9 protein-coding genes are annotated in these 7879 nt (G+C 68.8%); 8 read left to right on the forward strand and 1 reads right to left on the reverse strand.

All coding sequences use genetic code 11. The annotated features are described in order from the left end of the window. The 8 genes from RMO30_RS04890 to RMO30_RS04925 all read left to right on the forward strand — a co-directional run. A partial coding sequence (locus RMO30_RS04890; RefSeq protein WP_309710259.1) for a glutamate ligase domain-containing protein occupies positions 1-864 on the forward strand: 864 nt, incomplete at its 5' end. Beyond that, positions 812-2068: a putative lipid II flippase FtsW gene (ftsW, locus tag RMO30_RS04895; RefSeq protein ID WP_309710261.1), complete on the forward strand. Its 1257-nt coding sequence runs from the start codon at positions 812-814 to the stop codon at positions 2066-2068. The genes RMO30_RS04890 and ftsW, both read left to right, overlap by 53 nt. Then, a complete protein-coding gene (locus RMO30_RS04900; RefSeq protein WP_309710265.1) occupies positions 2065-3147 on the forward strand; it encodes a UDP-N-acetylglucosamine--N-acetylmuramyl-(pentapeptide) pyrophosphoryl-undecaprenol N-acetylglucosamine transferase in 1083 nt (360 codons plus the stop codon). The genes ftsW and RMO30_RS04900 overlap by 4 nt, the downstream gene beginning before the upstream one ends. A gap of 9 nt (positions 3148-3156) precedes the next feature. Beyond that, positions 3157-4548: a UDP-N-acetylmuramate--L-alanine ligase gene (gene murC, locus RMO30_RS04905; protein WP_309710267.1), complete on the forward strand. Its 1392-nt coding sequence runs from the start codon at positions 3157-3159 to the stop codon at positions 4546-4548. Then, entirely contained in the window at positions 4545-5423 is an 879-nt protein-coding gene (locus tag RMO30_RS04910) for an FtsQ-type POTRA domain-containing protein (protein ID WP_309710269.1), read from the forward strand. The genes murC and RMO30_RS04910 overlap by 4 nt, the downstream gene beginning before the upstream one ends. 135 nt (positions 5424-5558) lie before the next feature. Next, positions 5559-6713, forward strand: coding sequence for a cell division protein FtsZ (ftsZ, locus tag RMO30_RS04915; RefSeq protein WP_309710271.1), 1155 nt, complete (start codon positions 5559-5561; stop codon positions 6711-6713). Positions 6714-6762: 49 nt separating this feature from the next. After that, positions 6763-7455: a YggS family pyridoxal phosphate-dependent enzyme gene (locus RMO30_RS04920; RefSeq protein WP_309710274.1), complete on the forward strand. Its 693-nt coding sequence runs from the start codon at positions 6763-6765 to the stop codon at positions 7453-7455. A gap of 34 nt (positions 7456-7489) precedes the next feature. Next, positions 7490-7690: a hypothetical protein gene (locus tag RMO30_RS04925; protein WP_397427891.1), complete on the forward strand. Its 201-nt coding sequence runs from the start codon at positions 7490-7492 to the stop codon at positions 7688-7690. Here the strand turns inward: RMO30_RS04925 and RMO30_RS13115 are convergent. Then, positions 7614-7853, reverse strand: a complete 240-nt coding sequence (locus RMO30_RS13115; protein ID WP_397427890.1) for an HNH endonuclease — start codon at positions 7851-7853, stop codon at positions 7614-7616. The genes RMO30_RS04925 and RMO30_RS13115 overlap by 77 nt on opposite strands. Positions 7854-7879 lie beyond the last annotated feature (26 nt).

Raw genomic sequence — 7879 nt, forward strand, 5'->3', positions numbered from 1 at the left:
CGGGAGGCCAAGGCCAAGGTCTACGCCAACACCCGGGTCGCCTGCGTGTTCAACCAGGGCGACCCGGCAACTCGCGAGATGGTCGAAGACGCGGAGGTACAGGAAGGCTGCCGCGCGATCGGCTTCGGGCTCGGGCTGCCCGGCCCGAGCGACCTCGGGATCGTCGAAGAGATGCTCGTGGACCGGGCGTTTCTCGACGAGCGGCACAGTACCGCCCTCGAGTTGGCGACGCTCGATGATCTTCGGGCGTCGGGGCTCGGCACACCGCACGGTGTCGCCAACACCCTCGCCGCAGCCGCTCTCGCCCGGGCTGCAGGCGTCGCGCCGGCGGCGATCCGGGATGCCATCCGCTCGTTCGCCCTCGACCACCACCGCACCGAACACATCGCCGAGTTCGAGGGGGTCACCTTCGTCGACGACTCGAAGGCGACTAACGCGCACGCCGCGAGCGCGGCCCTCGCGGCCTTCGACTCGGTGGTGTGGATCGCGGGCGGGTTGCTCAAGGGCGTTGATCCGGCGCCGCTGGTGAAACGGCACGCCGAGCGGTTGCGCGGTGCGGTGCTGGTCGGAATCGACCGCACAGCCCTGCGCGAGGCGTTCCAGCGACACGCGCCCGGCGTCCCCGTCGTCGAGGTCGCCGAGTCGGAGACTGAGGTGATGCTCGTCGCGGTACGGGCGGCTGCAGCGCTCGCGCAGGACGGCGACGTGGTGCTGCTCGCTCCTGCGGCGGCGTCGATGGACCAGTTCATCGACTACGCGGACCGCGGACGGCGGTTCGCCGATGCGGTGCGGGAGTTGACGGGAGGCGACCTTGGCGAGAGTTCAGCGCCCCGGTCCGAGCCGCCCGCTCAACCGACCGTCTGAGCAAGCGGTCGACAAGCCTGTCCCGACCGCAATCGTCGCCGTGCGGAAACTGTTCGCCGCCGAGACGCCCGAGTTCTTTCTGCTGCTCGGTACGACGCTGTTCCTGCTCGTCTTCGGTCTTGTCATGGTGTTGTCGTCATCGGCGATTCAGTCGCGCATCGACGACGGCGACTTCTTCGCGCGCGCCGCCAGGCAGGGCCTGTACGCCGTCATCGGGCTGCCGCTGCTGCTGCTCGCGTCCCGCGCGCCGATCTCGTTCTGGAAGCGCTGGGCCGGGTGGGCGGTCATTCTCGGGGTGGTACTGCAGCTGCTCGTCTTCACCGACCTCGGCTATGAGACCGGTGGTAACCGCGGCTGGCTCGATCTGGGTTCGTTCACCGCGCAGCCTTCGGAGCTGATCAAGCTTGCGCTCGTCATCTGGCTGCCGTGGATCTTGGTGAAGAGGGCGCATCTCCTCGACGAGTGGCGGTACGTCCTCGTACCGATCGGCCCGATCGTGGCTGTCTGCGTCGGACTCGTGCTCGTGGGCAACGACCTCGGTTCGGCCTCGATCATCATTCTGCTGACCCTCGGCACCCTGTTCTTTGCGGGTGTGCGGCTGCGGCATCTCGCCGTTGCGGTCGCGGTGATCGCCGTCTTCGCAGCCGGCGTCGCGACGTTGAGCCTGTCCCGTCGCGACCGGATCGACGCCTGGCTGTCGGGGTGCGTCGACCCGAACCTGCTCGGCGACGAGTGCTGGCAGACCGTGCACGGTTGGGAGGCTCTCGCGCACGGCGGCGTGTTCGGCGTCGGGCTCGGCAACTCCGCAGGAAAGTGGTCGTGGATTCCCGAGGCCGACAACGACTTCATCTTTGCGATCATCGGCGAAGAACTGGGCCTGGTTGGCTGCCTGCTCGTGCTCGCCCTGTTCGTGCTGCTCGCGATCTGCTTTGTGCGCATCATCCGGATCGCGCGCGACCCGTTCGCGAAGATCGCGACGGCCGCTGTGATGACGTGGATCCTCGGCCAGGCGTTTGTCAACATCGCGGTGGTGCTCGGGGTGCTCCCGGTACTGGGAGTGCCGTTGCCGCTCGTCTCGGCGGGTGGCTCGGCCCTGCTCACGACGATGGTGGCAATCGGCGTCGTGCTGTCGTTCGCGCGACACCGCCGTCAATCTCCGGCGGATGATGCTCCGGTCGTGCGGTCGAGCAGAATTATCAAGTGACCACGTACCTGTTTGCCGGTGGAGGGACCGCCGGCCACGTCAACCCCCTGCTCGCAACGGCCGACCGGCTGCGCGAGCGCGAGCCCGGCGCGGTGATCCTGGTGCTCGGTACGGCCGAGGGGCTCGAAGCCCGACTCGTGCCTGAGCGCGGCTACGAGCTGGTCACCGTGCCGCGGCTGCCGTTTCCGCGTCGGCTGAACGCCGACGCGCTGCGGTTCCCGGGTCGCTGGCGCGCGTCGGTCAACCGGGTGCGGGGCATCCTGCGCGATCGCGGCGTGGACGTCGTCGTCGGGTTCGGCGGCTATGCGTCGGCCCCCGCGTACTCCGCGGCCCGCAAGGAGCGGCTGCCAATCGCGGTGCACGAGCAGAACGCCCGGCCGGGGATCGCGAATCGACTCGCCGCGCGCTGGACACGGTTCGTCGGCGTGACCTTCCCGGGCACGCGGTTGCAGCATTCGCGCGTCGTCGGGCTGCCGCTCCGCGCCGAGATCGAGCGACTCGACCGCCCCGCGGCTCGCGTCGAGGGGTTGGTGTTCTTCGGGCTCGACGCCGACAAGCCGGTGCTGCTCGTCACGGGAGGCTCAACGGGAGCGTTGCGGCTCAACCGCAGCGTCGCCGAGTCGGTCGCCGCCCTTCTCGGCGCCGGCTGGCAGGTGCTTCACATCACCGGCAGCCGTTCGCCCGTCAAGGATCCGGCACTCGCCGGCTATCGCATCGTCGAATACTGCGACCGCATGGATCTCGCTCTCGCCATCGCCGACCTCGCGGTGTCGCGTGCCGGAGCCGCGACGGTCTGCGAACTCGCCGCGGTCGGAGTGCCCGCGGTGTTCGTGCCGTACGCCGTCGGAAACGGCGAGCAGGCGCTCAACGCCCGAGGCGCGGTCGATGCAGGTGGGGCCGTTCTCGTGCCTGACGCGGCGTTCACCCCCGAGTTCGTGGCGCACGACCTCCCCGTGCTGCTTCGGGATCGAGCTCGCGTCGCCGACATGGCGGCCCGGATGGTCGCGGTCGGCGTGCGCGACAGCGCCGATCGCATGGTCGATCTCGTGGTTGAAGCACGCGACGCGGGCCGCCGGTAACGTTGACCGATGATCAAGCCCGACCTGAATCTGGAGATCCCAGCCGAGCTAGGCGCCCTCCACTTCGTCGGCATCGGCGGATCGGGCATGAGCGGCATTGCCCGCCTGTTCCTCGACGCAGGTCACCGCGTCACGGGCTCCGACCGCAGCGAGAGCGCAGCCGTCCAGGAGCTGAGGGCCGCCGGCGCCGAGGTCTGGATCGGTCACGACGCCGCGCAGGTCGGGTCGGATGTCGACGCCCTCGTCGTCACCGGGGCGCTCTGGGCGGACAACCCGGAGTACCAGGAAGCGTTGCGCCGCGGCATCCCGGTGCTTCACCGTGCGCACGCGCTCGCCTTCCTGGTGCGCGGCACCCGGCTCATCGCCGTCTCGGGGGCGCACGGCAAGTCGACGACGACCGGCATGGTCGTCACCGCCCTGCGCGAACTCGGGGCGGACCCGTCGTTCGTCAACGGCGGCGTCATCGCCGGCTACGGTCGCAGCTCCGGGCACGGGTCGGGCGACTGGTGGGTGATCGAGGCCGACGAGTCGGACGGCTCGTTCGAGCTCTATGACCCCGCGGTCGTGCTCGTCACCAACCTCGACGACGACCACCTCGACCACTACGGCTCGGCTCAGGCGGTCGAGGATGCCTTCGTGCGGGTCGCGTCACGGGCGTCGGAGCTGCTCGTGACCTCGGCCGACGACTCCGGTGCCCGCACCGTCGCCGCCCGCGCGACGGCGCCCCGTTCCCTCACCTTCGGAACGGCGGCGGATGCAGACGTGCGGCTCGTCGCGGAGCGCATCGACGCGGATGCCGTCATCACTACGATCGTGGTCGCCGGGGTCGAGCATGACGTGCGGTTGCCCGTCGCCGCCGCCATCGCGATCAATGCGACCGGGGCGTTCGCGGTGCTCGCTGGGCTCGGGTTCGAACCGGCCGGGATCGCACGCGGCCTCGAGGCGTTTGCCGGCACCGGTCGTCGGTTCGAGCACCACGCGACGGTCGCCGGCGTGCGGGTCTATGACGACTACGCGCACCACCCCACCGAGGTCGTCGCGGCACTCGAGACCGCCCGCTCGGTCGTCGGCGCAGGTCGCGTCATCGCCGTGCACCAGCCGCACCTCTACAGCCGAACTCAGGCCATGGCGGGGGAGTTCGCCGAAGCCTACGAGCGACTCGCCGATCACACGGTCGTTCTCGACGTCTACGGGGCGCGCGAGGATCCCATCCCCGGGGTGACCGGCGCGCTCGTTGCCGAGCGGTTCCGCGACGCGTCGCGGGTCGACTACCTTCCCGACTGGCAGGCGGCAGCCGACCGGGTCGGTGAGATCGCCCGCCCCGGAGACCTCGTGATGACGCTCAGTTGCGGCGACGTCTACCGGATCATCCCGCAACTGGTCGCCGCACTCGAGCCGTGAAACGGCCTCAGCGCCCCGCTGCGCAACCTGCACCGGTCGCCGCGCCGCCGAACAAGCCGCAGGCTCGGCCGCCCGCCCAACGTGACCCGACGCCCGAAACGGGCGTCGGCGCTGGCGCCGCGCGGAGGCGCGAAAGCGCCTCCGCCAAAGCGAAGCGCGCGGAAGTCAAACGCTTCACTCGTCACGCCCGACGGCGCCGGATCGGCTGGCTCGTCGTGCTGGCGAGCCTGGCTTCGACCGCAGGACTTATCGCGGCTGCGGTGTTCTCGCCGATCCTCGCGCTCCGTGACATCCGGGTCGAGGGCGCCGCCCGGCTGGATCCCGCTGTCGTCGCCGAGGCGGTGTCGGGACAACTCGGCACCCCGCTCGCGCTTCTCGACGAGGCCCGCATTCGCGAAGACCTCGGGCAGTTCACCAGCATCCGAAGTTATGTGACGGAGTTGGTGCCGCCCGGCACTCTCGTCATCCACATCGTCGAGCGCACCCCGCTCGGCGTGGTTGCGACCGCGACGGGGTTCGACGTTCTCGACGCCGCGGGAGTGGTTCTCGAATCGTCGTCGACCCGCCCGCCGAGCCTGCCCCTGCTGCAGATCGACGGCGATGGTCCCGAGGGAACCGGCTTCGGGGCGATGGCCGAGGTGCTCATTGCGTTGCCACCTGAGGTACTCGCCCAGGTCGACTCGATCAGCGCCCGCACCCGAGACGACGTGACCGTGAACCTCACCGGCAGCGACCAGCGGGTGGTGTGGGGGAGCGCAGTCGATTCCGAACGGAAGGCCGCCATCCTGGCCGCTCTGTTGGCGCGGTTCGCGACGGCCGGTCCTGGGGAGTACGACGTCTCCGCACCAGGGAGTGCGGTCTTCCGACTGGATTGATCTCCGCGCGGCGACACGCGCACAGATGTCCGGGGTGTTCCGCTACGACGCGCTTACCGTGGGGACGAATCATCGTATTGAGAAAGAATCTCAACTTCAAGCTGAGGTTGAAACTTTCCCCTCGGAGGCCGGAACGTGACGTCGAATCAGAACTACCTGGCGGTGATCAAGGTCGTCGGAATCGGCGGCGGTGGGGTCAACGCCGTCAATCGCATGATTGAGCTCGGTCTGCGCGGGGTGGAGTTCATCGCGATCAACACCGATGCCCAGGCGCTGCTGATGAGCGACGCCGACGTCAAGCTCGATGTCGGGCGTGAACTCACTCGCGGTCTCGGCGCCGGCGCCGACCCCGAGGTCGGCCGTCGTGCCGCCGAAGACCACGCCGAGGAGATCGAAGAGGCCCTCGCGGGCGCCGACATGGTCTTCGTGACTGCCGGAGAGGGCGGCGGAACCGGTACCGGCGGCGCGCCCGTCGTCGCGCGCATCGCCAAGTCGATCGGTGCACTCACGATCGGTGTCGTGACCAAGCCCTTCGGCTTCGAGGGCAAGCGCCGCTCGGCGCAGGCCGAGATCGGGGTCAACAGCCTGAAGAGCGAGGTCGACACCCTCATCGTGGTGCCGAACGACCGGCTGCTCGAGATCAGCGATCGCGGCATGAGCATGCTCGAGGCGTTCGCCACCGCAGACCAGGTCCTGCTGGCGGGCGTTCAGGGCATCACCGACCTCATCACCACTCCCGGGCTCATCAACCTCGACTTCGCCGACGTCAAGTCTGTCATGTCCGGGGCAGGCTCGGCCCTCATGGGCATCGGTGCCAGCCGCGGTGCCGATCGCGCGATCAAGGCAGCGGAGCTCGCGGTCGCATCCCCGCTGCTCGAGGCGAGCATCGATGGGGCGCACGGTGTGCTGCTGTCGATCCAGGGCGGATCGAACCTCGGGATCTTCGAGATCAACGACGCGGCCCGCCTGGTGCAAGAGGCGGTGCACCCCGAGGCGAACATCATCTTCGGCGCCGTCATCGACGACACGCTAGGTGACGAGGTGCGGGTTACCGTCATTGCCGCCGGGTTCGACGGCGGCGAGCCGACGAGGATGCCGCAGCGCGAACGTCGCACCAACTTCGTCGAGGCGCAGGTCCCGGTGGCGGTGGGCGCTCACGGTGCCTCGGCCGCCGATGGCGATGGCGGCTGGTCGGCAGAGCCCGACCTGCCGATGACTCAGCCGGTGGCACCGCTCGATCGCGACTTCGATGACGACGACGATCTCGACGTCCCCGACTTTTTGAAGTGAGCGCAGCGAACGGGTTCGTCGGGCAGGGACCGGCGAACAAGAAGGCGCAGTGGCACATCTGAATGAGGACTTAGCCACGCGACTAGCGGACGTAGACGCCAAGATCGCGGACGCCGCCCGCGCCGCGGGCCGCGACCCGGCAGAGCTGACCCGCATCGTCGTGACCAAGTTCCATCCCGCGTCCATGGTTCGTGAGCTGTACGAGCTCGGCGTGCGGGATGTGGGTGAGAACCGTCACCAGGAAGCCGCGGCGAAGGCAGCCGAGGTCACCGATCTCGACATCGCCTGGCACTTCGTCGGTCAGCTTCAGAGCAACAAGGCGAGGGCGGTGAGGCGCTACGCCAGCGCGGTGCACTCGGTCGACCGGGGATCCCTCGTCGATGCGTTGGCGGCACGCGATCCCGGCGACGGCCTGCTCGACTGCTTCGTCGAGCTCAACCTCACCGACGACGCGAGCCGCGGGGGAGTGCAGCCCGCCGAGGCCGATCGCCTCGCCGAGCACATCGCTGCAACGCCCGGGCTACGGCTCCGCGGGGTTATGGCGGTCGCACCGCTGCATACCGAGCCGCGTGGCGCATTCGCGCTCGTCCGAAGGGTGTCCGACCGCATCCGGGCCATCGTTCCAGAGGCGACGGCCATCTCGGCCGGCATGTCAGACGACTTCACGGAGGCGATCAACGAGGGCGCGACACACCTGCGCATCGGGACGGCAATCACGGGCAAACGTTCAACCACCGGTTAATGTCGAAACGCTAGCTCGACTTTCGGAGGACACAATGGCGAACCCGCTGCGCAAGACCATGGTCTATCTCGGCCTTGCCGATGAGGACTATGAGGACGTCATGCCCTCTGCTCCCGCCGCGCCCGTCAGCCGTGCCGAAGCCGGCACCCGCGCCCCGGTCACGCCTCTGCGCCGCCCGGCTTACACGAACGCGATCCGGGATTTCCTTTTGTCTCTTCCGACAGAGTCCAAGTAGGAATCCCACCCTCTCCCAGCAATCGGCGTCTTTCCGAATCGTTGTGGGCCCTGCACAACAGGCGCAGATTAGAGGCCTCGTCTCCCCCGCCCAAAGCGCGCGGCTTAACGTGATCCAATTCAAGGAATTGGCGCGACAGGCATCGTACTCCTGTAGTGCCGATATGGGAACATCGCGCGCCATCTCGAG

Source organism: Pseudolysinimonas sp. (genome assembly GCF_031389465.1).
Taxonomy (GTDB): domain Bacteria; phylum Actinomycetota; class Actinomycetes; order Actinomycetales; family Microbacteriaceae; genus Pseudolysinimonas_A.